The organism is Kitasatospora sp. NPDC096204 (assembly GCF_044763205.1).
Taxonomy (GTDB): Bacteria; Actinomycetota; Actinomycetes; order Streptomycetales; family Streptomycetaceae; genus Kitasatospora.
Map to the genome: position 1 here is coordinate 44237 of NZ_JBIWFT010000003.1, position 26480 is coordinate 70716.

Below are 26480 nucleotides of genomic sequence, written 5' to 3' on the forward strand. Positions count from 1 at the left end.
CATGTGTACCCGATGTCCCGGAGTGCTCCGGTTGGCGCTCATGATCCGGATACGCACGTCTCGACGAAGAGGCCGCCCGGCCCGGGAACCCGGGTGGGCGGCCTCTTTCGAACCGGGGCCTCAGGCCGGAACAACCGGGGCCTCAGGCCGGAGCGTTCTCCGGGAAGTGGCACGCCACCTGGTGCCCGGTCCCAAGCGTCACCAGCGGCGGCTCCTGGCTCGCGCACACGTCCTGCGCCTTCCAGCACCGGGTGCGGAAGCGGCAGCCGCTGGGCGGGTTGATCGGCGAGGGGACGTCGCCCTTGAGCAGGATCCGCTCGCGGCCCGCGCGCTGGCGGCGGCGCGGGTCGGGGACGGGCACGGCGGACATCAGCGCGGTGGTGTACGGGTGCTTCGGGCTGCGGTAGAGCGAGTCCCGGTCGGCGATCTCCACGATCTTGCCGAGGTACATCACCGCGACCCGGTCCGAGACGTGCCGGACCACCGAGAGGTCGTGCGCGATGATCAGGTAGGTCAGCCCGAGCTCCGCCTGGAGGTCGTCCAGCAGGTTGACCACCTGCGCCTGGATCGAGACGTCCAGCGCGGAGACCGGCTCGTCCGCGACGATCATCTTCGGCTTCAGGGCGAGCGCCCGGGCGATGCCGATGCGCTGGCGCTGGCCGCCGGAGAACTCGTGCGGGTAGCGGTTGTAGTGCTCGGGGCTGAGCCCGCACAGGTCCAGCAGCTCCTGGACGGCCTTCTTGAGTCCGCCCTCCGGCACCGCGTCCTGGAGCCTGAACGGCGCGCCGACGATGGTGCCGACGGTGTGCCGGGGGTTCAGCGAGGAGTACGGGTCCTGGAAGATCATCTGGATGTCGCGGCGCAGCGGCCGCATCGCCCCGGCGCCCAGGTGGGTGATGTCGGTGCCCTCGAACTCGATGGTCCCGCCGGTCGGTTCGTCGAGCCGGGTGACGAGTCGGCCCATGGTCGACTTGCCGCAGCCGGACTCGCCCACGACGCCCAGGGTCTCGCCGGCGTTGACCGTGAAGTCGATGCCGTCGACGGCCCGCACCGCGCCGGTCTGGCGCAGCATCAGCCCGCTGCGGATCGGGAAGTGCCGGGTCAGACCGGCCACCTTCAGCAGCGGCTCGCGGCCGGGGGCGGGGGTCGGCGACGGGATCGAAGCGGCCTGAGTGTCCGTCATCGGTTCTCTCCAGAAAGGTGGTACGAGGCCGGGCTCACAGCCGGGGCGCGATCTCTTCGGCGAAGATGCGGTGCCGCTCGCCGGCCGCCAGGTGGCAGGCCGCGAAGTGCCCGGGCGCGGCCTCGGCCAGCACCGGGACCTCGCTCGTGGAGCGCCCGTCGGTCAGGGCGGCGTACGGGCAGCGCGGGTGGAACGCGCAGCCGGACGGCACGTTGATCAGGCTGGGCGGGGTGCCCTTGACCGGCACCAGGCGGTCCTGGAGCTCCCGGTCCAGTCGCGGCATCGAGCCCAGCAGGCCCCAGGTGTAGGGGTGTTCGGGAGCGTCGAAGAGGGTCTCGGCCGGGCCGCGCTCGACGCACTTGCCGCCGTACATGACCAGGATGTCGTCGGCCAGTTCGGCGACCACCCCGAGGTCGTGGGTGATGATGATGACGGCGGAGCCGAACTCCTCCTGGAGGTCGCGGATGAGGTCCAGGATCTGCGCCTGGACGGTGACGTCCAGGGCGGTGGTGGGCTCGTCGGCGATCAGCAGCGAGGGGTCGTTGACCAGCGCCATGGCGATCATCGCGCGCTGGCGCATGCCGCCGGAGAACTGGTGCGGGTAGTCGTCCACCCGGCGGTCGGGCTGCGGGATGCCGACCCGGTCGAGCATCTCGACGGCGCGGGCCCTGGCCTGCTTCTTGGAGGCCTGGGGGTGGTGCACCCGGTAGGCCTCGACGATCTGCTGCCCCACCGTGTAGTAGGGGTGCATCGCGGTCAGCGGGTCCTGGAAGATCATCGCCAGTTCGCGGCCGCGCAGTTGGCGCACCCGGTCCGGGCCGGCCGCGATCAGGTCCTCGCCGTTCAGCCGGATCTCGCCGCTGATCCGGGCCCGCTTGGAGCGGTGCAGGCCCATGATGCCCAGCGAGGTGACGGACTTGCCGGAGCCGGACTCGCCGACGATGCCGAGGGTGCGCCCCTTGTGCAGGTCGAAACTGACCCCGTCCACCGAGCGGACCAGGCCGTCGTCGGTGTCGAAGTGGATCCGCAGGTCGCGCACGGAGAGGAAGGGGTCGCCGGACGGGCCCTGCGCGGTGTCCGCCGGGGTCTTCTGGAGGTCGGTCACGAGATCCTCACCCGGGGGTCGACGAGCGCGTACAGGAGGTCGACCACGAGGTTGCAGACGACGATGAAGAAGGCGGCGAGCAGGGTGACGCCGAGGATCTTGGGCAGGTCGTTGTCGGTGATCGCCTGGACGGCGAACTGGCCGACGCCCTGGAGCGAGAACACCTGCTCGGTGATCAGCGCGCCGCCGAGCAGCAGCCCGAGGTCCATGCCGAAGATCGTGACGATCGGGGTGAGCGCGGCGCGCAGCCCGTGCCGGGCGACGACCTTGCCCTCGGCCAGGCCCTTGGCCCGGGCGGTGCGGATGTAGTCCTCGCTCATCGTCTCCAGCATCCCGGCGCGGGTGAGCCGGGCGTAGAGCGCGGAGTAGAGGAAGGCCAGCGAGATCCACGGCAGGATCAGGTTGCGGGCCCACATCAGCGGGTTGTCCGTGAAGTCCACGTACTGCAGGTTGTCCAGGATCGGCCACTCGTAGCTGAACAGCGTGAGCAGCAGCGCGCCGGTGAAGAAGACCGGCAGCGAGACGCCGGCGAGCGCGATGCCCATGGAGAGCCGGTCGAAGATCGACTTCGGCTTCAGGGCGGAGACGACGCCGGTGGCGACGCCGGAGACCAGCCAGAGCACGGCCGCGCCGGCGGCGAGCGAGATGGTCGTCGGGATCCGCTTGGACAGCTCGGGCCAGACTTCGAGGTGGTTCTTGAAGGAGTAGCCGAAGCAGGGCACGTGGCAGGTGGCCGGTTCCGGCCCGAAGTTGTACTCGGCGCCGGCGACCAGGCCCTTGAGGAACTTCCAGTACTGGGCGTACAGCGGCTGGTCGAGGCCGAGGTTCTGCTTGACCGCCGCGATCGTCTCGGGGGACGGGCTCTTCCCGATGAACTGGGCGGCCAGTTGGTCGGCCGTCTCACCGGCGATGCGCGGGAGCAGGAAGAAGATCGCGAAGGTGACGGCGCTGACGACCAGTAGCAGCACCAGGGCCGCGAGGATCCTGCGGATGATGTAGGCAAACACAGTTGGGCGGCTCCGGCGGCCCGCCGCCGTCCGGGGTCTTCCGGACGGCGGCGGGCGCCGCTGCCTTCACCTGCCTTCAGGGATGCGGAGCCAGGCTCTTACTTGGTGGTGCCGATGTTCAGGTAGTCGTACTGACCCGAGAACGCCGACGTGGAGGCCAGGTTGGTGGCGTTGGACGGGCGGTACAGGAAGACCTTGAAGTAGGTCAGCGGGACGTAGACCGCCGAGTCCATGACCTTCTTGTCGATGTCCGCGTAGATCTTCTCGCGGGCCGCCTTGTCCGAGTTGACGGCGGCGTCGTCGATCAGCTTGTTGACCGCCGGGTCGTTCAGCTGGCCCAGGTTGTTGTTGCCGGTGTCCTTGACCGCGCGGCCGTCGACGATCTGCTGGAGGAAGCCGTAGCCGGTCGGCCAGTCGGCGCCCCACTGCATCATCATCAGGCCGATGTTGTGGTCCGCCGCGAACTTCGGCGAACCGGCGTTGTCGGTCAGGTACTTGGACGACGGGTACTGCTGGATCTCGGCGTTGATGCCGACCTTCTTCAGCGCCGCCTGGATCGAGGTCGCGCCGGCGATCTCGGTGGCGCGCTCGGTGCGGGCGGAGATGACGGTGTTGAAGCCGCCCTCCTTGCCGCAGGCCTTCAGGGCGTCCTTGGCCTTGGCCTCGTCACCCTTGTTGTCCTTGGTCTCGAAGGTGTTGAAGTCCTGGTGGCCCGGGATGTCCGGCGGGAGCACCGAGTTGGCGACCTGGCCGCGGATCGGGCCGCCCAGGGCGGTCTGCACCGAGACCTTGTCGACCGCGTACTGGACCGCCTTGCGGCACTCGACGTTGTCGAACGGCGCGAGCTTGGAGTTGATCGCCAGGTAGACCAGGCGGCCGCCGTAGGCGTTGTCCGTGTTGGCCTTGAGCTTCGGGTCCTGGAGGATCTGCGCCTGGGTCTGCGGGTCGACGCCGCCACCGCCGAGGTCGACCTGGGCGTTGCCGGCCAGCAGGTCCTTGTCGATGGTGGCCTGGTCGATGTTGAACCGGAGCACGATCTTGTCGCCGAGCTGCTTGCGGATCGGGTCGGTGCTCTTGTCCCAGTTGGGGTTCGGCACCAGGACGGCCTGCTTGCCGTCCTCGTAGGACTCGAACTTGTAGGAGCCCGAGGACACGATGTGCTTGACGTAGTCGGCGCCGGTGTCCTTCGCCTGCGGGACCGGCGCGGTCTGCGGGGTGGCGACCAGGTAGTCGAAGTCCGCGAACGGGTGCTGGAGGTGGAAGACGACGGTGAGGTCGTCGGGCGTCTCGATCGAGTTGAGGCCGCCCTCCTTGTCCTTGAACGGACCCTGGTACGGCGTCGGGTTGTCCACCAGCAGGTTGCGGAAGTACGTCGGGCCGTTGGTGAGCACGTCCGTGAAGTTGGAGCGCTCGACGGCGTACTTGACGTCCTTCGAGGTGATCGGGGTGCCGTCGTCGTACTTCAGGCCCGCGCGCAGCTTGTACGTCCAGGTCAGGCCGTCCGCGCTCGGCTTGCCCTCCGACTCGGCGAGGTCCGGGACGAGCTTGTTGCCCTCCTCGCCCGGTGCCGGGTTGAAGGTGGTCAGCGAACGGGCGTACAGACGCGAGAAGTTGTAGATGTACGCGTAGTACGTGTTGCCCGGGTCGAGCGAGTCCGGGGTGCCCTTCATCTCGAAGGTCACCGTCCCGCCCTTCTTGTCCGAGGCGTTGACGATGCTCTTGGTGGCCGCGTTGGCGCCGCCCCCGGCGGAGCCGGAGGCCGAGGAGGAGCCGCCGTCCTTCGACGAGCTGGTGCAACCGGTCACGACCAGGACCGCGGCGGCAGCCGCCGCGGTCAGGGCGACGGTACGGGACCTACGCATGGGTGAGATCAACCCCTTGGGGATGTGGAGGCGGTGGAGGGTCCTGACGCGAGGTCAGTCGATCGTTCAGGGCCGTTCGATGACGCTCGGTCAGTTGCTCTTGGGATCGAGGGCGTCGCGCAGGCCGTCGCCGAGCAGGTTGAAGGCGAGCACGGTGACGAAGATCGCCAGGCCGGGGACCACCATGTACTGGGGGTCCACCTGGTAGTACCGGATCGCGTCCTGGAGCATCCCGCCCCAGGAGGCCTGCGGGGGCTGGATGCCGACGCCGAGGAAGCTCAGCCCGGCCTCGAAGAGGATGTTGGTCGGGATCAGCAGGGTCGAGTAGACCAGGATCGGACCGACCAGGTTGGGCAGCAGCTCCTTGAACAGGATGAACGGGCCGCGGGCACCGAGGCTGCGGGCCGCGTGGACGAACTCGCGCTCGCGCAGCGAGAGCGTCTGGCCGCGCACGATCCGGCCCATGTAGGGCCAGTTGAAGAAGCCGATCACGAAGATCAGCACCAGGATGTGCAGCGGCAGGCCGTGCAGGCCGAACGCCCCGCCCTGGAGCGAGGTCGAGATCGCGATGGCGAACAGCAGCAGCGGGAACGCCAGGAAGACGTCCATCACCCGGCTGATCACGGTGTCGACCCAACCGCCGTAGTAGCCGGCCATGATGCCGAGCACGGTGCCGATGGTGTTGGAGAGCACGGTCGCGCCGAAGGCGACCAACAGGGAGACCCAGGAGCCCTCGATGACGCGGGTGAGCAGGTCACGGCCCTGCAGCGGGTCGACGCCGAGCGGGTGGTCCATGCTCATGCCGCCCCAGTCGCCGAACGGCAGACCGCCGAGGTCGGCGTCCAGGAGGTCCTGGTTGAGGGCGTCCGGGTCGAGCCCGAACAACGACTCGATCGGCTTCGCCAGCAGGGCGAGCAGGATCAGCAGGATCACCACGACGCCGCCGGCGACGGCGGCCTTGTCCCGCTTGAAGCGGGTCCAGGCGATCTGGCCGAGGGAGCGGCCCTCGATCTTCTTGGCCGGGCTCTCGGCGGCTGGTGCCTCCGGTTCGTTCCCGGCGGTGGTCACGGATGCGGTCATGGTCAGTTGGTCCCCTCGCCGACGGTGGCCGGCCCACGGGTGCCGGTCGCCGGCTTCGGCGGTGCGGCTGCGGACGTGCGGAAGTGCTGTGGAGGAGCGGTCTTGACGGCAGTGCGTGGTGCACGGGCACTGCCACCACGCGGGATGGGCGTCGCGTGGGCGGGACTGTCGGCGTGCGCGCTCACCTTTGTGGGGTTCCAGCACGCGCGGTGCGTTGCGCAGAACTCTCTGCCATCCGAACTGGCTTGCGCCAGCCCTGCCAACCGACAGATGCCCAACTGTGATCTGCGCACATGCACCTCCCCGATCTTCGGCATATACCTCTTCACATGGCTGTAACTGCCATGTCAAGATGACCGGAGCACACATCCGGAAATTCGTCCGGAAAGCATCGAAGCCGACTTGATGGACAATCAAGTCGGCTTCGTGGAATGGGTTTTGGGGATCAGCGCCCGGGGTAGCCGGGCCACGGCCGCTGCGGCTGCTGCTGCCAGCCCTGGGCCGGCGGCTGAGTGCCGTACGCATAGCCCGGCATCGACTGCCCGGGGTACGGCGGCGGGGGCACCGGCGGGTACGGGCCGGTCGGCGGACGCCCCGCCTCCCGGTCGAAGAACGGCCGCGCGTTGGCGCGCATCCACAGCGCCACCGGGTCGTACTCGTCCGACATCGCCACCGTGGACACCGCGAGCCCCTCCGGGGCCACCGCGATCGCGCGCTGCATCAGCGCCCGCACCGCCTCCACGGCCGGCGGCGAACTCTCGTACAGGTCAAGGCCGATGGCCAGGTACGGCTCCCCCACCGCGGGCTGCACCCAGGCCCGGCGCAGCGCCCGCACCGGGCGCACCTCGACGGCCTGCCGCTCCAGCAGGGCGAAGAACGGCTGGGCGTTCAGCTGCGGCTCGCTCAGCTTCAACGGCCCGGCCGGCAGCCGGTCCAGGCCCGCGGCGATCCGCCGGAGGTCCGCCCAGGGCACCCCGACACCGCCGCCGGGCGCGTGCGGGTTGAGCCACAGGCCCCAGCGGGTGCGGTACAGCGAGGCCGCGATCTCCCGTCCCGAGACCACCTCGTGGGCCCGCGCCCAGCCGGAGGCGGTCAGCTGCTCGGACGAGGTGACGGCCGGCGCGTAGCCGTGGCCGCTGATCTCCATGTTCCCGTACTGGGCGTCCGGGCTGCCCGGCGTGCCGTGCCACAGCAGCATCCAGACCTGACCGTCCGCCAGCGCGTGCAGCAGCCGCTCGTACGCGTCGTAGCGCTCCGGCGCGACGTCGCGCAGGGCGCGCTCCAACGCGCCGGGATCAGCTCCCGGGCGCCCGGCCGGTGCCTGGCCCCAGGGCCCCGGCACACCGCCCGCTCCCGTTCCCGCACTCATGCGCCCACCTCGCCGCGCCTCTTTCTTTCAACCCGCCGACCCGTCGGCCGTCTGCACGCACCCTATGGCGCGGCACCGGCCACCGCCACGGCGACGTGCCTTTGACACTGACCCCGCTCAGACCCGCGCGTAGAACGGCTGTACCCGGGTGAGCAGCCACTCGACCACCGGGTCGTCGGCGAGGTCGAGCAGTACGAGGTGGACGCCGCCGGGCAGCGGCGCGGTTCCCAGGGCTCGCCCGAGTGCCTCGTTCACCGCGGCCGGATCGGCCGGGGCCACCGGGTCCAGCTGGACACCCACGAACATCACGGTCGGCTCGCCCTCGATGCTGGCCAGCGCCCTGCGGGCGGTCAGCACCCCGGGCAGCGCCGACAGCTCGCTCCGGCAGGCGGCCAGGAAGTGCTCCGGGTCCTCGCCCGGCACCGGCTCGCGCAGCGCCACCCGCCCGCCGGTCGGCTCCGACGCGTCGCCGGCGCCCTCCCAGCGGTCCGCGCGCGGGCCGCGGCGCAGCTCGGCGACCCCCTGCGGCGGCACCGGAATGCCCACCGCCGCCTCCGGGTTCACCGCGATGCCCAGGCCCAGCGGCAGCCCGCGGGCGAGCTCCCACACCGGCGCGATCGCGAAGGCCATCCCCGGCGCCTGCTGGAGGAACACCTCCTGCGAGGAGAACACCGGCACGTACGGGTCGCCGCCCAGCTCGATGGTCGGCAGGTCCAGCGACTGCCCCTGCGGGTCGGCCCCGGCCGGCAGCGGCACCCACACCTGGCTGCGCGCCAGTACCTCGATCACCCGCGGCGTCGCGCCCGGGTCCCCCAGGGCCGCGGTCAGCACCTGCTCCAGCTCGTTGGCCGGCCAGGAGCCGCCCGCCGGCGCCTCCTCCGGTCCGCCCCACCCCTGCTGCTGCTCCACCGGGTACCCCATGCGCCGCCGATTCCGCCCTCTGCCGGTCGGCCGCCCACTGCTGCGCCGACGCGCAGCAGTCTAGGGCCCCGGGGCCTTCCTCTTTAGGGCTCGTGTTCGGGTGGCCCTCGGAGCTCGTGCGGGTGGCCCTCGGAGCTCGCGTTCGGGTGCACCCCGGGGCTCGTCCTCGGGACGCGCCCCGGGCCCCGCCTTCGCGCGCCGTGCGGTGTGACCGGGTCCCCCCTCCCCTCGTCGCCCGGGACGTGCCATGATGTGCCCGTCCGACGGCATGCGCCGCGGGCCCCCACAACTCCACACCGGCCGCTCGAACCCGCGCGGGAGAGCCCGGAGTGCCGTTCAGGCACAGCCGGCGCCGAAGGAGCAAGTCCTCCCCGGAATCTCTCAGGCACCCCTACCGCACGGGTTAGGCACATCTGGAAAGCGGCGCACGGCCCTGTCGTGCGCCCACCCACGGTGCAAGCCGCCCTGCTGTCCCCCAAGCTGGAAACGGCTGCGGGCGGCGGGCGGTGAAGCTCTCAGGTTCGACGACAGATGGGGAGACCCACGCCGCCGCATGCCCGCGCGCAGGGTCGGCCCCCGAGCGGGTCCGGTCCGGCGCGTGCACCCCTGAGTGCCCCGACCGAGGAGTTCCTGGCCATGTCGTCCCTCCGCCTGACCGCGCTCGACGCGCTGCACCGCGCCCTCGGCGCGACCATGACCGACTTCGCCGGCTGGGACATGCCGCTGCGCTACGGCAGCGAGCGCGAGGAGCACCTCGCCGTCCGCACCAAGGCCGGCCTGTTCGACCTCTCGCACATGGGCGAGATCACCGTCACCGGCCCGCAGGCCGGTGAGATGCTGGACCACGCGCTGGTCGGCTTCGTCTCCGCGCTCGGCGTGCTGCGCGCCCGCTACACCATGATCTGCGCCGAGGACGGCGGCATCCTGGACGACCTGATCGTCTACCGCCTGCGCGAGGACGCCTTCCTGGTCGTCGCCAACGCCTCGAACGCCCAGCTGGTCCTCGACGAGCTGATCGCCCGCGCCAAGGGCTTCGACGCCGTCGTCACCGACGACCGCGACACCTACGCGCTGATCGCCGTCCAGGGCCCGGAGGCCACCGGCATCCTGGCGAAGACCACCGACGCCGACCTGCCCGGCCTGAAGTACTACGCGATCCTCCCGGCCCAGGTGGCCGGCCGCGACGTGCTGCTCGCCCGTACCGGCTACACCGGCGAGGACGGCTTCGAGATCTTCTGCCACCCGGTCGACGCCGAGCCGGTCTGGCAGGCGCTGACCGCCGCCGGCGAGGGCCACGGCCTGATCCCGTGCGGCCTGTCCTGCCGCGACACGCTGCGCCTGGAGGCCGGCATGCCGCTGTACGGGCACGAGCTGTCCACCGAGCTCACCCCGTTCGACGCCGGCCTGGGCCGGGTCGTCCGCTTCGACAAGACCACCAACGAGGGCGCCTTCGTCGGCCGCAAGGCGCTGGAGCAGGCCGCCGCCGCGGCCGAGACCAACCCGCCGAAGAAGCTGGTCGGCCTGGTCTCCGAGGGCAAGCGGGTGCCGCGCGCCGAGTACACCGTGGTCTCCACCGAGGGCGAGCCGATCGGCCGGATCACCTCCGGCGCGCCGTCCCCGACGCTCGGGCAGCCGATCGCGATGGCCTACGTCGACGCCGCCCACGCGGAGCCCGGCACCACCGTCGCGGTGGACGTCCGCGGCAAGCACGAGCCCGTCCAGGTCGTGGCGCTTCCGTTCTACAAGCGCGCCCGCTGAGCCTTCGTCCCGCCCCCGTTTTTCCCATTCACGCACGTCGCAGCCGTCCGCGCGGCGGCCCGCTTCGTCGTGCCCGCTTCCCATCCTGGAGAATGACGCCATGAGCAACCCCCAGCACCTGCAGTACACCAAGGAGCACGAGTGGCTGACGGCCGCCGAGGACGGTGTCTCCACGGTCGGCATCACCGAGCACGCCGCCACCGCGCTCGGTGACATCGTCTACGTGCAGCTGCCCGCGGTCGGCGACACCGTGACCGCCGGTGAGACCTGCGGCGAGCTGGAGTCCACCAAGTCGGTCAGCGACCTGTTCTCCCCGGCGACCGGCGAGGTCACCGAGATCAACCAGGACGTCATCGACGACCCGGCCTCCGTGAACGCGGACCCGTTCGGGAGCGCCTGGCTGTTCAAGGTGCGCGTCGAGGCCACCGACACGCTGCTCAGCGCGGACGAGTACACCGCCCTCATCGGCGGCTGACCAGCCCGTGACCGGGCGGGCCGCTCGCCGGCCCGCCCCACCGTCCCTCCGCTCTCCTCCACCGGGAAGACCACACCATGACGGTTCTCAACCAGTCCCTGCACGCCCTCGACCCGGAGATCGCCGCCGCGGTCGACGCCGAGCTGCACCGCCAGCAGACCACCCTGGAGATGATCGCCTCCGAGAACTTCGCCCCGGTGGCGGTCATGGAGGCGCAGGGTTCGGTCCTCACCAACAAGTACGCGGAGGGCTACCCCGGCCGCCGCTACTACGGCGGCTGCGAGCACGTCGACGTGGTCGAGCAGATCGCGATCGACCGCATCAAGGCCCTGTTCGGCGCCGAGCACGCCAACGTCCAGCCGCACTCCGGCGCGCAGGCCAACGCCGCCGCGATGTTCGCGCTGATCCAGCCGGGCGACACCATCCTGGGCCTGAGCCTGGCCCACGGTGGCCACCTGACCCACGGCATGAAGATCAACTTCTCCGGCAAGCTCTACAACGTGGCCGCGTACCACGTGGACGAGAAGACCGGCCAGGTCGACATGGCCGAGGTCGAGCGCCTCGCCAAGGAGCACCAGCCGAAGCTGATCATCGCCGGCTGGTCGGCCTACCCGCGCCAGCTCGACTTCGCCGCGTTCCGGCGGATCGCCGACGAGGTCGGCGCGCTGCTCATGGTGGACATGGCGCACTTCGCCGGCCTGGTGGCCGCCGGGCTGCACCCGAACCCGGTGCCCTACGCGGACGTGGTCACCACCACCACCCACAAGACCCTGGGCGGCCCGCGCGGCGGCGTCATCCTGTCCAAGGCCGAGTACGCCAAGAAGATCAACTCCGCGGTCTTCCCCGGCCAGCAGGGCGGCCCGCTGGAGCACGTGATCGCCGGCAAGGCGGTCGCCTTCAAGGTCGCGGCCTCCGAGGAGTTCAAGGAGCGCCAGCAGCGCACCCTGGACGGCGCCCGCATCCTCGCCGAGCGCCTGCTCCAGGCCGACGTGGCCGAGGCCGGCGCCAGCGTGCTCTCCGGCGGCACCGACGTCCACCTGGTCCTGGTCGACCTGCGCAACAGCCAGCTCGACGGCCAGCAGGCCGAGGACCGGCTGCACGAGGTCGGCATCACCGTCAACCGCAACGCGATCCCGAACGACCCGCGCCCGCCGATGGTCACCTCGGGCCTGCGCATCGGCACCCCGGCCCTGGCCACCCGCGGCTTCCAGGCCGAGGACTTCCGCGAGGTCGCCGACATCATCGCCGAGGCGCTCAAGCCCGCCTTCGACGAGACCGTCGCCGCCGCCCTCAAGGCCCGGGTCACCGCCCTGGCCGACAAGTACCCGCTGTACCCCAACCTGGCCAACCAGGAGTAGTCCTTCCGGGGCCCGGTCGGGCTCAGGATCAGGTGACCGGCCTCACCCCGCCGGCGTACCTGGGGACCCCGGGGCACCGCGCACACTGGACAGTGCGTGCGGTGCCCCGTCCCGTGTCAGCCCTCCCCTGCCTGCAAGTCCTTCCACGAGACCAGACAAGGACGTCCCCCGTGGCCATCAGCGTCTTCGACCTCTTCTCCATCGGCATCGGCCCGTCGAGCTCCCACACCGTGGGCCCGATGCGCGCCGCCCGGATGTTCGCCCGCCGACTGCGCACCGAAGGCCTGCTGGACGGCGTCACCGGCGTGCGCGCCGAGCTGTACGGCTCGCTCGGCGCCACCGGCCACGGCCACGGCACCCCGAAGGCCGTCCTGCTGGGCCTGGAGAACGCCTCGCCCCGCACCGTCGACGTCGACCAGGCCGACAAGGACGTCGAGCGGATCATCGTCGAGAAGCGGATCAGCCTGCTCGGCGAGCACACCATCGACTTCGACCCGGACACCCAGCTGGTCCTGCACCGCCGCCGCTCGCTGCCGTACCACGCCAACGGCATGACCCTGTGGGCGTACGCGGCGGACGGCTCGACCCTGCTGGAGAAGACCTACTACTCGGTCGGCGGCGGCTTCGTGGTGGACGAGGACGCCATCGGCGCGGACCGGGTCAAGCCCGACGACACCGTGCTGAAGTACCCCTTCCGCACCGGTGACGAGCTGCTGCGGCTCAGCCGGGAGACCGGGCTGTCCATCTCCGGCCTGATGCTGGAGAACGAGAAGGCCTGGCGCAGCGAGGAGGAGATCCGCACCGGGCTGCTGGAGATCTGGTCCGTGATGCAGGAGTGCGTGCGGGCCGGCATGACCCGCGAGGGCATCCTGCCGGGCGGGCTGAAGGTCCGCCGCCGGGCGGCCGCCGCGGCGCGGACGCTGCGCGCCGAGGGCATCGGGCCGGCCAACGCGATGGAGTGGGTGACCCTCTACGCGATGGCGGTCAACGAGGAGAACGCCTCCGGCCGCCGGGTGGTCACCGCGCCGACCAACGGCGCCGCCGGGATCATCCCGGCCGTCCTGCACTACTACCTGAACTTCATCCCGGGCGCCGACGAGGACGGCATCGTCCGCTTCCTCCTCGCGGCCGGCGCCATCGGCATGCTCTTCAAGGAGAACGCCTCCATCTCCGGCGCCGAGGTCGGCTGCCAGGGCGAGGTCGGCTCCGCCTGCTCGATGGCCGCGGGCGGCCTCGCCGAGGTCCTCGGCGGCACCCCCGAGCAGGTCGAGAACGCCGCCGAGATCGGCATCGAGCACAACCTCGGCCTCACCTGCGACCCGGTCGGCGGCCTGGTCCAGATCCCCTGCATCGAGCGCAACGGCATGGCCTCGGTCAAGGCCGTCACCGCGGCCCGGATGGCGCTGCGCGGCGACGGGCGGCACCACGTCTCGCTGGACAAGGCGATCAAGACGATGAAGGAGACCGGCGCCGACATGAAGATCAAGTACAAGGAGACCTCGCGCGGCGGCCTCGCCGTGAACGTCATCGAGTGCTGATCGCGGCTGCCTGAAGGCCCCCGGGCGGAGTCCACCTCCGCCCGGGGGCCTTCGCGTTCCCCTGTTCCTCCGCGGGTTCTCCCTGGATCCTCCCCGGGTTCTCGCCCGCTCGGGGCTCTCCCCGGCTCAGGCCGCGAACGGGCGGGCCCGGCGGGCGTCCCGCAACGCCTGGGCCCACCAGGTGAGCTGGTCCAGCATGGTCTTGGCGGCCGCGTCGGCGGCCGGGTCGACCGCCTTGCCGTCGGCGTCGAAGCGCTGCGCGGCGTTGTGGAAGCTGACCGTGTTGCGGATCGTCGCGGCGTTCAACTCGGCCATCACCACGCGGAGTTGCTCGACGGCGCGGAGGCCGCCCGACAGGCCGCCGTACGAGACGAAACCGACCGGCTTGCCGTGCCACTGCCGGTTGTGCCAGTCGATGGCGTTCTTCAGCGGGGCCGGGAAGCTGTGGTTGTACTCGGGCGTGACGATCACGAACGCGTCGGCCGCCTCCAGTCGGGGCGACACGGCCGCCAGCAACTCGGCGTCACCCGGCGCCAGTTCACCGCCGAAGGACGGGAAGGTGACGGGCAGCGGGGTCTCCACCAGGTCGATCAGGTCGGCGGTCAGGTCGCCGCGCGCTTCGAGGTGGCCGAGCAGCCAGTCGGCGACCACCGGGCCGAAGCGGCCCTCGCGGGTGCTGCCGACGAGGACGGCGACCTTCAGGTTCTGCTCCGTGGACATGGGGATCCCCCTCCGGGATGGGCACTGGGCACGGTGTATCCGGCGAATACAACGTACACATCGACGCGTACGCCGTCTACTGTGGATACGGCGTACACAAGAGGTGCTACGGTGAGAGCGATACCGGCCGGAAGGAGCCCGCCCCATGCCCGCCCAGCAGGCCCCCAGTGGTGACAGCGACAGAACCCAGGTCCCGCTCTGGGAGCGCCTGGCCCGCCCGGCCCCCGCGCCGCGCACCACCCTGACCCCGCACCGGATCGCCGAGACCGCGGTCGCCATCGCCGACGCCGAGGGCCTGGACGCCGTCACCATGCGTCGGCTCGCCGCCGAACTCGGCGTCGCCCCGATGGCCGCCTACCGGTACGTCTCCGGCAAGGACGAACTCATCGAGCTGATGGTCGACTTCGCCTACGGCCGGCTCCCGCTCGACGCCCCCGCCGAGGACTGGCGGGACACCATGCGCACCCTGGCCGTCCACCTGCGGGCCATGCACCTGGCCCACCCCTGGACCGTCCGGGCGGCCACCCCGTTCTCCCTCAGCCCCAACCAACTGGCCGTCCCCGAGCACGCGTTCGCCGCCCTCGCCGAACACGGCCTGGACGCCGACACCACCATGGCGGTGTTCCGCACCGTCACCGGCTACGTCCACGGCTCGGTCACCACCGAGATCACCCTCGCGACCCTGCGCCGCGAACGCGGCTGGTCCGACGGCGACCAGACCCGGGCCGGCCTGGCCCCCCGGATGAGCTGGCTGATGGGCACCGGCCGCTACCCCAACTACCAGCAGTACCTCCGCCGGGCCACCCGCAAGGACGACCCCGACTGGCAGTTCGAGACCGGCCTCGACTGCGTCCTCGACGGCATCGCCGCCCACTTCGGCCTCTGACCGGCCGGCGCGGCGCGGGTGCCATGCGGGTGCCGCGTGGGCGCCGCGCCCATTGGTGCGCATACGTGTCGCCCGCTCGGCGAACGGGGATGGCGGCTTCCCCTGCGGGCGGAGAGGTTGCCTCCGGAACCGAACCGGCCCGGGCCCGGCCCTCGCTCCCAAGGAGTCGGCATGCGACGCCGCACGGGAAGTCGGCCCGTCCGACGTCCCGCGCGGCGGCCGTAGCCGGACCCGCCGGCCTACTCGCCCGCCGGCTCGCCCGCGACGATCAGGCGGTAGCCGTAGTCCATGTCCTCCCGGTCGAGCAGGTCGGCGTACCGCCGGTGCCACTCCCCCGAGGCGAGGTCGGCCCGCAGCCGCTCGACCGCCGGCTCCACCACCTCCGGCGGCAGCGTCGCGAAGGTCGAACTGGCCTGCCGGACGGTCCGGTCGAGGTAGAGCTCGGGCCGCCGCCAGTAAGCCGCCTGGTAGCCGTCGGTGAAGTCGTGCGGGATGGGGAACGGCAGCACGGTGTAGGCGTCCAGGGCCTCCACCACCTCGGCGAGCGGGGTGAAGCGGCTCTCCTCCAGCTCCCGGATCTCCGGCAGGTAGTCCTCCATCAGCCACAGTTGCGGGCGGTGCGCCGGATCCCAGGTGAACACCACCTGCCGCCGCGCGACCCGCCGAAGCTCGGCGAGCCCCTGCCGCGGGTCCGGCCAGTGGTGGACGGTCAGCACGGCCATCGCCGCATCGAACGCCCCGTCCGGGAAGGGGAGTTGCGAGGCCGAAGCCTTGACCTTCCGCCGCCCGGGGTGCTGGTCGAGCATGACCTGCGACGGATCGACGGCCGTGACCTCGGCACCCTCCGGCTCGTACGACCCAGCCCCCGCCCCGACGTTGACCACCGTACGCGCCCCCCGCAGCGCGGCCCCGATCAACGCGTGCAGCCGCGGATCCGGCCGCCGGATCCGCCGGTACCCGACACCGATGCGGTCGTAGGTCGGCGGTCCGCTCTGTTCTTCCACGTGTCCCATCCGGCCAGCCCAACAGACGGGCCCGCCGCCCACAACCGCTTCGCCCCATCGCACGGGAAGTCGGCCGGTCCGACTTCCCGCGCGAGGCGGGTGGCTGCGGGCAGGGAGACCCGCTCCTTCGGATCCTGCGGGAGCGCCTAGGCTGCCGCCATGACGGAGCCCCGTGGATTCGGCGCGATGCTGGTCCGGTTACTGGAGAACCGCGGCCTCGGCGTGCCGGAGCTCACCGACCGTGTCGGGGTGAAGGCCTCGGACATCCGGGCGGTGCTCGCCGGGGTGCCCCCGAGCGCGGGGCTGCTCCGATCACTCGCCGCCGCGTTGGGGCTGCACACCGTCGACATGTTCGTCCTCGCCGGGGCGCCCGTCCCGGACAAGCTGACGCCGCTGGACACCGGGGCCGCACGGTGGGCCCCGTCCATCGTGCAGGACGGGGTACACCTCTCGGCCGCGGGTCGACGCGAACTCCTGCGGCTCATCCGTTCCTTGCCGCAGGAAGAGCGGCCTTCTTTCCTCGAACCGGTGCGGATCGGACCCCTCTCGGACACTCCGGGCGGGAACGTCATCCGCATGCTCCGCCACCGGAACCTGAGTCTGTCCGGCCTGGCGCGGACCCTCGCGGTGGTGACGCCGAGCTACCTGGCCGCCGCCACCTACGGCGCGATCGGCGGCGGCCGCAAGGAGCTGACACCGCGCCTGGTCATGGACTTCGCCGCCCTGCTGGGCATCGACGCCCGCGACCTCTCCGTGGTGACGGGCATCGCACTCTCCGAGCCGCCCCCGCCGGCGGCGCCGGAGGCTGTGGACGCCGCCGTGCTGCTGTGGGAGGCGCGGCGCCTGTCCGCCGCCCAGGCCCGGCACGTCGCGGAGCTGGCGCGCGCGATGCGACCGGAGCCCCGCAGCCACTACTGCCTCGACCTGGCGGGATCGTGACGACCGCCGGCACCGACACCCGCCAAGGCGCCGCGCCCGGACGTCGCCTCCGCAACCCGCCCACCACGACGCCGCGCGGGAAGTCGGCCGGTCCGACTTCCCGCGCGAGGCGGGTGGCTAGCGGCGTGCCGGGAGCGCCAGGAAGGCCAGGCCTCCGGCCAGGACGGCGAGGCCGCACCAGGAGACGGCGGGGAGGCGCTCGCCGAGGGCGGCCACGCCGAGGACGGCGGCGACGGCCGGTTCGGCGAGGGTCAGGGTGGTGGCGGTCTGGGCGGTGGTGTGCCGCAGGCCGTGGCCGAACAGCCGGTAGGCGACGAACGTGGTGACCACCGCGAGGTGCAGCACCACGCCCGCCCCGCGCGCCGAGGCGAGCCACGCCAGGTCGCCGGTGAGGAGCACCGGCAGGACGATCAGCGCTCCGCCGCCGAACATGGCGCCCATCACCCCGCCCGAGGGGTGCCCGGCCGCGATCAGCCGTCCGCCGATCAGCGAGTAGACCGCGTACGAGAGCCCCGAGAGCGCCGCCAGCAGCACGCCCAGCGGGTCCACCGCCGTGCCGCGCCCGGCGAGTTCGGGGCCCAGGACGAGCACCGCGCAGCCGAGTACGGCGAGCGCCGTGGCCCCGGCCCATCGCCCGCCGGGCCGGCCCTGCCGGGCGAGCCAGCCGAGCAGTCCGGTGAACACCGGCGCGCTGCCGAGCGCGATCACGGTGGCGACGGCCACGCCGGTACGGCTCACCGCCGGGTAGAAGGTCAGCGGGTACCCGGCCACCGCGACGGCTCCGGCCGCGAGCAGCCACCGCTCGCGCGGTGCGCACACCCGGGGCAACTCCCGGGCGGTGCGGTCGGTGAGGAACAGCAGCAGTCCGCCGAGCACCAGCCCGGCGGCGCCGATCCCGGCCGCCGGGGCGCCGGAGGGCGCCAGCGAGCCGGCCGTCCCGGTGGTGCCCCAGAGGACGGCGGCGATCAGGATCGGCACCGCGCCACCGTGGGGACGGGCGCGGCGGGGGGCCTGGGGAACGGAGGGAACGGAGGGAACGCTACGGGCAGGGGAGGACAAACGATTCGGCACAGTCGTGAACTTCCGTCGTCGAAGACCGTCAGGAGAGGGGTTCCGAGAACGGGCGCACGCCACCGGCCCACGGCGGCCGCCATCGGGCCGGGCCGGGGTCGTAGGGGATCAAGCCACCGAAGCGCGCGCCCGATCAGGCGCTGAGCGGTGGCAGCACGACGTGCCAGTACAGGTTCACGGGCCCGATGCTAGCCGCCCGCGTGGGAAGTCGACAGGGCCGACTTCTCGCGCAGGCGCCCCACCTGCCCCCAGGAGGGCGTCCCGCCCCTTCCGGGGGCGCGTCGCCGCTCGCGCACACCCACTGGCGGCCCAGCGCCCGGCTTTCACCCATAGCGGATCGTCGATCAGTCCCTACGCTGAGTGTCGGCCCGTCGGCTCACCGGAAGGACCCGCTCATGCGCCGCTCCCGCCTCGTGCTGCCCCTGGTCCTGGCCGTCGTGGTCGGCTCCGGCCTGGTCGCCGCCGACGTCGCACAGGACGAGCCGTACCTGTCGGTGACCCTGCCGGTGCTCCGGGACCCGGAGGCCCAGCTGCTGCTCCACCGCATGACGGACCCGGTGCAGGACTGGGTGGAGTCCGGGGATCCGGCGGCGGCCGGCTACGCGGGGACGGTGATCGACGCGTCCAACCAGCACGCCGACATCTACTGGAAGGGCGAGGCCCCGGCCAGGGTCCGGTCCCTGTTGGAGGCGAACGCCCGCGCCGACTACACCGTCGACGTCCGCCACAGCCCGCACTCCCGGGCGGAGATGCGCGCCTCGATCGACCGGTTCACCGCCGCCGTGGCCCGCGACGCCTGGACGTCGATCGGCCCGCAGGAGGACGGCACCGCCATCGCGATCACGTACGCGCCGGATTCGGCGGCGGCGAAGCGGCTCACCGGCGCTGACGCGACCGTGCAGGCGTACTCCTCGCGGGCCGCCGAGATCGCCGGGATGCCGGTGACGGCCAGCGTCGAGGGAACCCCGGTGGCGCTGTCCGGCAGCCGGCACTCCGACAGCGCGCCGTACTACGCGGGCGCCGAGGTGAGCACGGCGAAGGCGTCGTTCTGCTCGACGGCGTTCAGCGGCTGGAAGGGCGGGACGAAGGTGGTACTGACCGCCGCACACTGCGGCGGCGGCCGGTACTACAACGGCACCGGCAGCTACATCGGCGACCTGTCCTCGGTCGGTGACGGCCTGGACGTCGGCATGGTCGCCGTCAACGGCAGCGGCGGCGGCCGGTTCTACGACGGCGCCTGGTCGGACCAGGGCGGCTCGTCCCGGCACACGTACGGGGCCGGGCGGAACAACGTCGGGGACCTGGTCTGCCTGAGCGGCGCCCAGTCCGGGTGGAAATGCGACGTGCAGATCAAGCGGGTCGACGTGGAGACGACGAACGACGAGGGCACGAAGATCAGGCCGGTGGACGTCGCCGAGTCGAAGGGCGGCGACCGCCGGGCGATCGCCGCCCAGGGCGACAGTGGCGGCCCGGCGGTGGCCAACCCGTCCGGCCCGAACGGCGACATGGAGGCCCGCGGCGTGATCGTGGCGGCGAGGTCCGAGGTCGGCTGCCCGGCCGGGTCCACGGCGCACCCGGCCAAGTGCTACTCGCAGGTGCTGTACGTGCCGATGACGCCGGTGGTCAACCAGATGGGCTTCTCACTGTCCTGACCCGGGGGTCGCCCTTTACGGCTGCGCCTCTCCACCCCCGATGGCGAGCGCGAGCTTCCACATACCGGTGGACGGATTGACCTCGTGCTCCTTCCCCGAGTCAGCCAGTTGCTCTTCATCCCCCCGCGCCGCCACGGCGCTGGCAAAATCGTCGTCGATGTACGGCACTCCGCCGTAGCTCCCGCTGAGGTACCGCCGCTCGCGGTTCTCCTCCTGGCGCGGCTTGAAGTCGGCGAGGGCGAACAGCTCCGTCTCGCCGTGTTCGTTCTTCTCCACGAACCAGACCTGGTCCCGCCGCAGGATCTCCTCCCCACCGATCCGGCCGAGCAGGCTGGAGTCGTGCGAGGTGAAGATCAACTGGGCGCCGGTCGGATTGGTGGCGGAATCCTGGAACAGCCCGATCAGGCGTGCCGTGAGAATCGGGTGGAGGCTCGAATCGATTTCGTCCACCACGAAGGTGCCGCCCCGACGGAGCGCCCCTGTGATGAGGGGCGCCTGCCGCAGCAATGCCTGTGTGCCCTCGGACTCCTCGGACAGGTCCATCCTGACGATCCCGTCGCGCCCGCGGTGTCCTATCCACGGGCGCATGACCTCGCGCGGCCCGTTCTCTTCGAGGTCTGCCAACCGCCACGGCAGAATGCGCGCACCGTAGCGCTTCCGCAGCTCCCCCTCGTCCTCCAGCACGCACTCCGTGCCGCAGTCGGCGATCCCGAGGTCCGCGGCACGCAACAGCTCGATGAACTCCGGGTACCGGTCCGGGTTTTCAAGAATTCGCGCCGCACCACCGCGCCCCGTGACCAACAGCCGCCGGCTGAACTGGAGGCTCCGGGCGAACCAGTCGTACACCGGGCGGAAGTCGTCCTGCCGGGAGCGCGCCGCAAGGGACATGAAGAGGACGTTGGGTTCGGTGATGTTCTCGACCAGCTCCAGTTCTCGTCGGTGCTGTGAGTCACCGATCTCCACCCCGTCGGCCGAACGCTCGAAGATCTTGCGCTTCCTGCCATGGGGAAAGCTGTGCAGCCACTCGTCGACCACCCGGTCGTCGTCCACGCTGAACCCGTAGGTGTAGCGGATCCCGTCGATCAGCAGGTCCACCACGTACCAGGACGGTTCCCCGCGCGCCGCCTCTTCGAGACGGAAGGGCTGCCGGGCCACACCACCGTCCGGCTCCGCGTCCCGGTGCGAGTTGACGACCATCCTGCCCATGTACGCCAGGGCATCGATCACGTTCGACTTGCCGGCGGCATTGGCCCCGAAGATGCCCGCCACGGGGACCGCTTCCCAGTGCGTCCCCGGCGGCCTGTCCGCTTCGTAGACCGGGTTGAGCTGGAGCGATTGCTCGTCTCTGATCGAGCGGTGGTTCGCGACCCTGAAGTTCAGCAACATCTGTGATCCCCCCTTCGCCGAACAGGCTGCCACGGGCCAGTGGCGCCTGCCCCGTTGCGCGGGAAGTCGGCCCGGCCGACTTCCCGCGCAACATCGGCTTCACGCCGTTCAGCCGGAGGATCCGAGAACGGTCACCGCGCAGCCGGGTGCAAGCGTCCGATCGGCCACCGGGGGCCGTCGTTCGGGTCGCCCTGCCAGGCCCACTGGGCGTCCGGGGTGACGGTGACGCCGTAGTCGTGGAGATCGGGGCGGCCGAGTTCCTCCCACTGGGACCAGGCGGCCAGCAGCTCGTCGCCGAGGCGGCGCGGCCCGCCCTGCGACAGCAGCGGCCTGCCGTCCGCGTCCGGACGGATCTCGGCCCACGAACGGGCACCGTCGTGGACCAGGGTGGCCGGCCCGGCCTGGCCGGTGGACAGCACGGCGTCCGGGATGGCGACGCGCAGCGCGAACCTGAGGTGCCAGTCCTCCAGGCCTGCCGGGTCGCGGTCCAGTGCCCGGCAGGCCTCGGGTTCGGCATCGCCGCGCACCTGCGCGTACGCGGCGGGCCCACTGCTCGGCTGGGCCGGAGCGTGCCGGTCGCCCATGAACCGGGCCAGGCCGTGGACCCAGCCGTGCGCGGCGGCGCCGTCGTCGGCGACGGTGAGGGCGACGTATCCGAGTCGCCCCCAGGGATAGACGATCCGTCCGCCCGGGTGCACCGCCTCCACCCAGGACCAGGGGACGGTTTCCACGGCGTAGGTGGCGTGGAGGCGGTCGACTCGGCCGCCGCCCGGCACCCCGCCGCCGGTGCCGTCCCCTGCCGCCGCATGGACGGCGAGCCCGGCGTCCGCGAGCCGGGCCCGAGCGACGGCGGCCAGGTGCTCGTCGACCTCCGTGGTCACCACCAGGCCCGGCCCGGCTCGCCAGGCGGCCAGCGCCGCCGTCCAGCCCTGGCCGGTGCCGACGTCCCACACCCGGTGCCCCGGCTCCACCCTGAGGCTGTCCAGCATGTCCGCCACCACGGAGGGCGCGGACAGTGAGGACGACGGGCGGCCGTCGGTGAGCTGGGTGACGGCCGACGCGTCGACGCCGGAGTACAACTCGACGGCCCAGCCGTCCGGGTCGTCGGCGCGGTCGACCGACACGTAGGCCCTGCCGTTCCACCGCCACAGCCGGTCCGGCGCGAACCGGTCGCGCGGCAGCGCGGCGAAGGCCTCGCGCAGCCACGGCGAATCCTCCGGCCACGCCCCTCGCCGCTCCATCTCCGCGTCCAGGCGTGCCCGGTGCTCGGCCAGGCGCCCGTCGTCGCTCGCCATCACTTCTTCTTGTGCTTGCCGTTGCTCGGCGGCGGCAGGGGGACCTTGCTATCGGAATTGTCCGGCGGCGGAGTCCCCTGGCCCGGGTCCTTCGGCGGCTTCGAGTGCTCTCCCATGCTGTGCTCCAGTTGATGAGACGGATGCGGCCGGTCGCCACCCTGTCCCGGCACCGCCGGAGGCGGTAGAGGCGTGCGGCAGCGCCCGGAGGGCGCGCACGAGAAGTCGGCCCACCCGACTTCTCGTGCAGTCGGTGGGGTCGGGCTCAGGCGTGGGGGTCGAGTGGGGTGGGGAGGGCGAGTTCGCACCAGATGGTCTTGCCGATGTAGCCGTCGCCACGGAGGTGGGCGCCCCAGGAGGTGGCGAGGGCGGCGACGAGTTCGAGGCCCCGGCCGGACTCGTCCTCGGGGGTGGCCTGGCGGACGGCCGGGAGGTCGGAGTTGGCGTCCGAGACCTCGATGCGGAGCACGGAAGGGGTGGGGAGGAGAACGCGCACGCCGATCATCCGGTCACGCGGGCCGCGGGCGTGGCTGCAGGCGTTGGTGACGAGTTCGCTGAGGAGGATCAGGGCGGTCTCGGCGGCGTCGACGGGCACCTCCCACTCGAAGGCCTGCCGGATGAAGCGGATGCGGGCACGGCCGGCGCTGCGGGGGAGGCGGGGGAACATCCACTCGACGAGGTCGACGGGCTGAGTGAGCATCAGAGTCCTTGGGGGTTTACGGACGGCGTCACTCGCGAGGGCTGAGTTCGGCCATTTCACCCTTCAAGCGTCGACAGGCGGGCATAGCCTCAGGAGTAACGCCGTACGTACGGCGGACGCTTTGACCGCCCTGCGACCAGGGCAGGAAGGGGTGCGGGGCCGTGAGCACGCCGAAGCAGAACCCGATGTCGTGGAGGTACTGCGGCGATCAGGTCAAGCGCTGGCGCACCCTCGCGGGCGTGAGCCGGGAGCAGCTGAGTCAGGCCGCTCACTACGACATCGAGAGCGTGCGCTCGATGGAGGCGGGGAGGCGCAAACCGACGCTCCAACTGCTTGAGGCTGCAGATGAGTTGTGCGATGCGAAGGGGATGCTGCTGGGAGCGGCTACCTTCATGACGCCCGAGAAGTTCTCGTCCTACTCGCGGGAATACACAGAGGCCGAGCGCGAGGCGATCGCGTTCCACGCTTACTCGTCCCTGTTGATCCCGGGCCTGCTCCAGACGGAGGAGTACGCCCGCGAGACAATCAGCAACTCATACCCGCCGCTGGACGACGAGACGGTCGCCGCACGCGTTGCCGGTCGGATGCAACGGCAGGAACGGCTGCGCAGCCGGCCAACCACACTTCACGGCTTCGTGATCCACGAAGCCGCACTCAGGGCTGCAGTCGGCACCAAGGACCTCATGAAACGGCAGCTCAACCACCTGATCGATGTCGGCGAACTCCGCAACGTATCCATCCAGGCTCTACCGATTGATCGGGCTGCCTACGCAGCGCTCAACGGCCCGATGATCCTGTTGGAAACCCCTGATCATGAACAACTCGCTTATGTCGAGGGGCAGGGCACAGGGATCCTGCACAGCGACCCCGAGCGAGTGAACCTTCTCGCACAACGCCATGGCATGATCCGCATGCAGGCCCTCAGCGTTGAGGAATCGAAGGCTTTCATCAGACAGAAGGCAGAAGAGCTATGAGCGCCATGCTTCAGTGGTCCAAGTCCAGCTACAGCACCACGGATGGCGGCGAGTGCGTCGAGGTGGCCTCCTGCCCCTCCGCCATCCACGTCCGCGACTCCAAGGACAAGGCCGGGCCGACCCTCACCTTCTCCCCCGAGGCCTGGTCCGCCTTCGTCGCCTTCGCCTCCGAAGCTCAAGCCACACGGGCCGAGTGACCCTCAATGGAATGGGTGGGTAACCACCTTCCAACCACCCCTGTGCGCAGCAGATATGACTTATCGTCACGACTTTTCCACAGGCGGTTTCCCCCTGTAGCGTGCGCAGCAAGAAACAACCCCCGCCGGTGTTACCAGCACCGAACGGGGGTCTGACCGGCACGATCGAATCGAGCTCGATCCTGTGGCTACCCACAACCCTACCGCCATGGCCGCCCCCGGGTACGGCAAGCAGTCCGCCCCGGAGCAACTCCCCCGCTCCGCGAGCGACTTCGCCCACCTCCCCGCCCGCGAGGCGTACCTCGCCTCGCTCGTCGACCACCTCCCCGACGGCGCCGCCATGGACGTCAAGACCCTCGCCGCCCTCCAGCCCCACTACGGGCAGATGGCCTGCCGCACCGCCCTCAACAACCTCTCCACCGCAGGTCATCTGCGTCGCATCCGGGAGCGCGTCAGCTCCAAGGAGTGCCGCTGGGTGTTCCGCACCTACTTCTCCCGCACACCCCGCTCCGACGCCTGGTGGACGCGCTTCGTCATGACCGGCGAGACGTCAACGCCCGCCGCACTCGATCCCCCCAAGGAGCGAACGCTCAACCGCACGTCCCCCACCTCGGCCGCCTACGCCGCCCTCGCGGGCCTCGGCCTCGCCGACCCCCGCCTCGCCCTCTCAGCCGCCGACTGCACCACGCTCGAACCGCTGGCCGCCGAGTGGCTGGCCCGGGGCACCTCTCCGGCCCTCTTCACGGCCGCCCTCACCGGCGGCCTCCCGCCGGACGTCCACAGCCCGGCCGCCTTCACCCGCCGCCGCCTGCTCGACAAGATGCCCCCGGAACGCCACCCCCAGCCGGTCCCACCCTCGCAACAGCACCCCGCCCGCGTCATCGAGTGCACCGCCTGCCGCACCCCCTGCCGCCCCCAGGCCCTCCTCGGCGGCCTCTGCCGCACCTGCCGCGACGGCACCCCCGGCACTCCGCCACCCCGCCGGCACCTCTCCCCCGCCGCCGTGCGCGCACACGCCGCCCGAGTCCGCCAAGCCATGGTCACATCGCCGTGATCATGAATATTCACAGGCGATGGCGTTAACCTATGCAAATTCCAAAGGTGAACTAGGTAACAGACCTTGCATTCCAAGCCATCCGGTTTGCCCACATGCTGAGATCCGTGCGATAGTCAGAGCAGCCCAACGGCGGGCGACACAGCACGCCGCCCTGGGTCGATGACTTCGGCGGGCCCGACCTGGCACTGCCGACGCCCATCGCGCGGCACGCACCCCCTTGGCCGACGCGATGACCTGCAGGGGCCCCCATCCGCCGGACCACGGCGAATCCGGGGGCCCTGCGTGTTTCCCGGGGAACACGGGGAACAGCGCTTCACCCGCCCTCAGGGCCGCTCGCGCACCTTCAGCTCGAACCACACGCCCTTGCCGCGCGGCAGCAGGTCCGCGCCCCAGCGGTCGGCGAGGTCGTCGACGATCCTCAGCCCCCGCCCGCGCTCGTTCACCGGCCTGGCCTCGGCGAGGATCATGCACGGCAGCGCCCGCGAGGAGTCCCTGACCTCGATCCGCAGCCACCCGGGCTTGCGGCTGACGTGCAGGCCGATGGTGCGCCCGGCCGCGTGCCGGACCGCGTTGCTGACCAGCTCACTGGTCAGCAACTCCCCGGCCTCCAGGTGCTGGTGGAGGTCCCAGGACTCCAGGACGGAGAGCACCAGCCTGCGGGCCACCGGGCCCGACTCGGGCCGGGACGGCAGCCGTACCTCGTTGGGGGCCGACGGGTCGCGGAGTCTGCCGGAGTACAGCTCCTCCAGCTCCTCGGAGGTGAGCCGCTCCAGTGCCGAGAGCCCACCGCTGCGGACGTCGATCCAGGATGCCTCGGCCACCACTCCGGCCCCGGGAACCACCGACTGATCTGCTTCGCCCCAACCCGCCATGCGGACCATCATTGCGGAACGCAAGCAGCCGCGTACGGACAATGAGCAAACGATCACGTCGCGTCGGCATATGC

The 26480-nt window shown here is 71.4% G+C and carries 24 protein-coding genes and 1 riboswitch; of the genes, 10 read left to right on the forward strand and 14 right to left on the reverse strand.

Going from position 1 to position 26480, the window contains the following annotated elements:
- Window positions 1–142 precede the first annotated feature (142 nt).
- The 7 genes from ACIQ87_RS03695 to ACIQ87_RS03725 all read right to left on the reverse strand — a co-directional run bounded on the left by ACIQ87_RS03695 (window position 143) and on the right by ACIQ87_RS03725 (window position 8527).
- Entirely contained in the window at window positions 143–1183 is a 1041-nt protein-coding gene (locus ACIQ87_RS03695; protein ID WP_402401011.1) for an ABC transporter ATP-binding protein, read from the reverse strand.
- Window positions 1184–1217: 34 nt separating this feature from the next.
- Complete coding sequence (locus tag ACIQ87_RS03700) at window positions 1218–2288, reverse strand: ABC transporter ATP-binding protein (protein WP_402401013.1); 1071 nt, start codon at window positions 2286–2288, stop codon at window positions 1218–1220.
- Window positions 2285–3295: an ABC transporter permease gene (locus tag ACIQ87_RS03705; RefSeq protein ID WP_402401016.1), complete on the reverse strand. Its 1011-nt coding sequence runs from the start codon at window positions 3293–3295 to the stop codon at window positions 2285–2287. Before ACIQ87_RS03705 ends, ACIQ87_RS03700 begins: the two co-directional genes overlap by 4 nt.
- Before the next feature lie 98 nt (window positions 3296–3393).
- Window positions 3394–5157: an ABC transporter substrate-binding protein gene (locus tag ACIQ87_RS03710; protein ID WP_402401019.1), complete on the reverse strand. Its 1764-nt coding sequence runs from the start codon at window positions 5155–5157 to the stop codon at window positions 3394–3396.
- A gap of 90 nt (window positions 5158–5247) precedes the next feature.
- Window positions 5248–6237 (reverse strand): ABC transporter permease, encoded by a 990-nt coding sequence (locus ACIQ87_RS03715; RefSeq protein ID WP_402401022.1) that lies wholly within the window; start codon window positions 6235–6237, stop codon window positions 5248–5250.
- A 445-nt stretch (window positions 6238–6682) separates the two neighbouring features.
- Window positions 6683–7606 carry an enhanced serine sensitivity protein SseB C-terminal domain-containing protein gene (locus tag ACIQ87_RS03720; protein ID WP_402401025.1) on the reverse strand — a complete coding sequence of 308 codons (924 nt, stop codon included), beginning with the start codon at window positions 7604–7606 and terminating at the stop codon, window positions 6683–6685.
- A gap of 117 nt (window positions 7607–7723) precedes the next feature.
- On the reverse strand, window positions 7724–8527 hold the full coding sequence (locus tag ACIQ87_RS03725; RefSeq protein WP_402401028.1) for an enhanced serine sensitivity protein SseB: 804 nt from the start codon (window positions 8525–8527) through the stop codon (window positions 7724–7726).
- Window positions 8528–8832: 305 nt separating this feature from the next.
- Window positions 8833–8934: riboswitch (glycine riboswitch) on the forward strand.
- A gap of 229 nt (window positions 8935–9163) precedes the next feature.
- Between ACIQ87_RS03725 and gcvT the strand changes: the two genes are divergently transcribed.
- From gcvT to ACIQ87_RS03745, 4 genes are all read left to right on the forward strand, one after another.
- The gene (gene gcvT / locus ACIQ87_RS03730) at window positions 9164–10285 is read left to right on the forward strand and encodes a glycine cleavage system aminomethyltransferase GcvT (RefSeq protein ID WP_402401031.1); all 1122 of its coding nucleotides are present in this window, start codon (window positions 9164–9166) and stop codon (window positions 10283–10285) included.
- Window positions 10286–10385: 100 nt separating this feature from the next.
- A complete protein-coding gene (gene gcvH, locus ACIQ87_RS03735; protein WP_402401034.1) occupies window positions 10386–10760 on the forward strand; it encodes a glycine cleavage system protein GcvH in 375 nt (124 codons plus the stop codon).
- 77 nt (window positions 10761–10837) lie between these two features.
- On the forward strand, window positions 10838–12118 hold the full coding sequence (glyA, locus tag ACIQ87_RS03740) for a serine hydroxymethyltransferase (RefSeq protein WP_402401037.1): 1281 nt from the start codon (window positions 10838–10840) through the stop codon (window positions 12116–12118).
- Window positions 12119–12288: 170 nt separating this feature from the next.
- Window positions 12289–13656: an L-serine ammonia-lyase gene (locus tag ACIQ87_RS03745; protein ID WP_402401040.1), complete on the forward strand. Its 1368-nt coding sequence runs from the start codon at window positions 12289–12291 to the stop codon at window positions 13654–13656.
- A gap of 126 nt (window positions 13657–13782) precedes the next feature.
- Here the strand turns inward: ACIQ87_RS03745 and ACIQ87_RS03750 are convergent, their stop codons facing one another.
- Complete coding sequence (locus ACIQ87_RS03750; RefSeq protein ID WP_402401043.1) at window positions 13783–14376, reverse strand: NADPH-dependent FMN reductase; 594 nt, start codon at window positions 14374–14376, stop codon at window positions 13783–13785.
- A gap of 145 nt (window positions 14377–14521) precedes the next feature.
- On the opposite strand from ACIQ87_RS03750, the gene ACIQ87_RS03755 reads away from it, so the two are divergent.
- Window positions 14522–15262, forward strand: a complete 741-nt coding sequence (locus ACIQ87_RS03755) for a TetR/AcrR family transcriptional regulator (RefSeq protein WP_402401045.1) — start codon at window positions 14522–14524, stop codon at window positions 15260–15262.
- A 239-nt stretch (window positions 15263–15501) separates the two neighbouring features.
- On the opposite strand, the gene ACIQ87_RS03760 is transcribed toward ACIQ87_RS03755, so the two are convergent.
- Complete coding sequence (locus tag ACIQ87_RS03760; protein ID WP_402401047.1) at window positions 15502–16266, reverse strand: class I SAM-dependent methyltransferase; 765 nt, start codon at window positions 16264–16266, stop codon at window positions 15502–15504.
- Between the two features lie 159 nt (window positions 16267–16425).
- Between ACIQ87_RS03760 and ACIQ87_RS03765 the strand changes: the two genes are divergently transcribed.
- Window positions 16426–17205, forward strand: a complete 780-nt coding sequence (locus ACIQ87_RS03765; protein WP_402401050.1) for a hypothetical protein — start codon at window positions 16426–16428, stop codon at window positions 17203–17205.
- A gap of 117 nt (window positions 17206–17322) precedes the next feature.
- On the opposite strand, the gene ACIQ87_RS03770 is transcribed toward ACIQ87_RS03765, so the two are convergent.
- Window positions 17323–18183 (reverse strand): DMT family transporter, encoded by an 861-nt coding sequence (locus tag ACIQ87_RS03770; protein WP_402401053.1) that lies wholly within the window; start codon window positions 18181–18183, stop codon window positions 17323–17325.
- A 488-nt stretch (window positions 18184–18671) separates the two neighbouring features.
- Between ACIQ87_RS03770 and ACIQ87_RS03775 the strand changes: the two genes are divergently transcribed.
- Complete coding sequence (locus ACIQ87_RS03775) at window positions 18672–19928, forward strand: hypothetical protein (protein ID WP_402401055.1); 1257 nt, start codon at window positions 18672–18674, stop codon at window positions 19926–19928.
- Window positions 19929–19943: 15 nt separating this feature from the next.
- On the opposite strand, the gene ACIQ87_RS03780 is transcribed toward ACIQ87_RS03775, so the two are convergent.
- The 3 genes from ACIQ87_RS03780 to ACIQ87_RS03790 form a co-directional block, all read right to left on the reverse strand.
- Window positions 19944–21314: an ATP/GTP-binding protein gene (locus ACIQ87_RS03780; RefSeq protein ID WP_402401058.1), complete on the reverse strand. Its 1371-nt coding sequence runs from the start codon at window positions 21312–21314 to the stop codon at window positions 19944–19946.
- 131 nt (window positions 21315–21445) lie between these two features.
- Window positions 21446–22609: a protein-L-isoaspartate O-methyltransferase gene (locus tag ACIQ87_RS03785; protein ID WP_402401061.1), complete on the reverse strand. Its 1164-nt coding sequence runs from the start codon at window positions 22607–22609 to the stop codon at window positions 21446–21448.
- Between the two features lie 262 nt (window positions 22610–22871).
- Window positions 22872–23306 carry an ATP-binding protein gene (locus tag ACIQ87_RS03790; RefSeq protein ID WP_402401063.1) on the reverse strand — a complete coding sequence of 145 codons (435 nt, stop codon included), beginning with the start codon at window positions 23304–23306 and terminating at the stop codon, window positions 22872–22874.
- Between the two features lie 161 nt (window positions 23307–23467).
- On the opposite strand from ACIQ87_RS03790, the gene ACIQ87_RS03795 reads away from it, so the two are divergent.
- The 3 genes from ACIQ87_RS03795 (at window position 23468) to ACIQ87_RS03805 (ending at window position 25531) form a co-directional block, all read left to right on the forward strand.
- Window positions 23468–24280 (forward strand): Scr1 family TA system antitoxin-like transcriptional regulator, encoded by an 813-nt coding sequence (locus tag ACIQ87_RS03795; protein WP_402401066.1) that lies wholly within the window; start codon window positions 23468–23470, stop codon window positions 24278–24280.
- Entirely contained in the window at window positions 24277–24477 is a 201-nt protein-coding gene (locus ACIQ87_RS03800; protein WP_402401069.1) for a DUF397 domain-containing protein, read from the forward strand. Before ACIQ87_RS03795 ends, ACIQ87_RS03800 begins: the two co-directional genes overlap by 4 nt.
- Window positions 24478–24685: 208 nt before the next feature.
- Window positions 24686–25531, forward strand: a complete 846-nt coding sequence (locus ACIQ87_RS03805) for a hypothetical protein (protein WP_402401071.1) — start codon at window positions 24686–24688, stop codon at window positions 25529–25531.
- 326 nt (window positions 25532–25857) lie between these two features.
- Here ACIQ87_RS03805 and ACIQ87_RS03810 read toward each other — a convergent pair whose 3' ends face one another.
- Window positions 25858–26406, reverse strand: a complete 549-nt coding sequence (locus ACIQ87_RS03810; RefSeq protein WP_402401074.1) for an ATP-binding protein — start codon at window positions 26404–26406, stop codon at window positions 25858–25860.
- Between the last annotated feature and the right edge of the window lie 74 nt (window positions 26407–26480).